1 rRNA gene is annotated in these 1,471 nt (G+C 54.5%); it reads right to left on the bottom strand.

Annotated elements, in window-relative coordinates:
• Window positions 1-10: 10 nt before the first annotated feature.
• Window positions 11-1,471: ribosomal RNA gene (locus GHT08_RS21825) — 16S ribosomal RNA — on the bottom strand; the annotation flags it as partial.

Raw genomic sequence — 1,471 nt, 5'->3', positions numbered from 1 at the left:
TTATCCTTAGAAAGGAGGTGATCCAGCCGCACCTTCCGATACGGCTACCTTGTTACGACTTCACCCCAATCATTGGCCCCACCTTCGGCGGCTGGCTCCAAAGGTTACCCCACCGACTTCGGGTGTTGCCAACTCTCGTGGTGTGACGGGCGGTGTGTACAAGGCCCGGGAACGTATTCACCGTGGCATGCTGATCCACGATTACTAGCGATTCCGGCTTCATACAGGCGAGTTGCAGCCTGCAATCCGAACTGAGAATGGATTTATGGGATTTGCTACACCTCGCGGCTTCGCTGCCCTTTGTTCCATCCATTGTAGCACGTGTGTAGCCCAGGTCATAAGGGGCATGATGATTTGACGTCATCCCCACCTTCCTCCGGTTTGTCACCGGCAGTCACCTTAGAGTGCCCAACTAAATGCTGGCAACTAAGATCAAGGGTTGCGCTCGTTGCGGGACTTAACCCAACATCTCACGACACGAGCTGACGACAACCATGCACCACCTGTCATTCGGTCCCCGAAGGGAACTCCCTATCTCTAGGGACATCCGAAGATGTCAAGACCTGGTAAGGTTCTTCGCGTTGCTTCGAATTAAACCACATGCTCCACCGCTTGTGCGGGCCCCCGTCAATTCTTTTGAGTTTCAGCCTTGCGGCCGTACTCCCCAGGCGGAGTGCTTAATGCGTTAACTGCAGCACTAAGGGGCGGAAACCCCCTAACACCTAGCACTCATCGTTTACGGCGTGGACTACCAGGGTATCTAATCCTGTTCGCTCCCCACGCTTTCGCACCTCAGCGTCAGTTACAGACCAGAGAGCCGCCTTCGCCACTGGTGTTCCTCCACATATCTACGCATTTCACCGCTACACGTGGAATTCCGCTCTCCTCTTCTGTACTCAAGTTCCTCAGTTTCCAATGGCCGCTTGCGGTTGAGCCGCAAGATTTCACATCAGACTTAAGAAACCGCCTACGCGCGCTTTACGCCCAATAATTCCGGACAACGCTTGCCCCCTACGTATTACCGCGGCTGCTGGCACGTAGTTAGCCGGGGCTTCCTCGATAGGTACCGTCAAGGTACCGCCCTATTCGAACGGTACTTGTTCTTCCCTAACAACAGAACTTTACGATCCGAAAACCTTCTTCGTTCACGCGGCGTTGCTCCGTCAGACTTTCGTCCATTGCGGAAGATTCCCTACTGCTGCCTCCCGTAGGAGTCTGGGCCGTGTCTCAGTCCCAGTGTGGCCGATCACCCTCTCAGGTCGGCTACGCATCGTTGCCTTGGTAAGCCATTACCTTACCAACTAGCTAATGCGCCGCGGGCCCATCTGTAAGTGATAGCTAAAAGCCATCTTTCAACATTGCTTCATGCGAAGCAATGTATTATCCGGTATTAGCCCCGGTTTCCCGGAGTTATCCCAGTCTTACAGGCAGGTTGCCCACGTGTTACTCACCCGTCCGCCGCTCGTTCCAC

Source organism: Gracilibacillus saliphilus, from assembly GCF_010994085.1.
In the GTDB taxonomy this organism is placed as follows: Bacteria; Bacillota; Bacilli; order Bacillales; family Amphibacillaceae; genus Gracilibacillus; species Gracilibacillus lacisalsi.
This window is presented reverse-complemented; position numbering and strand designations above follow the sequence as displayed.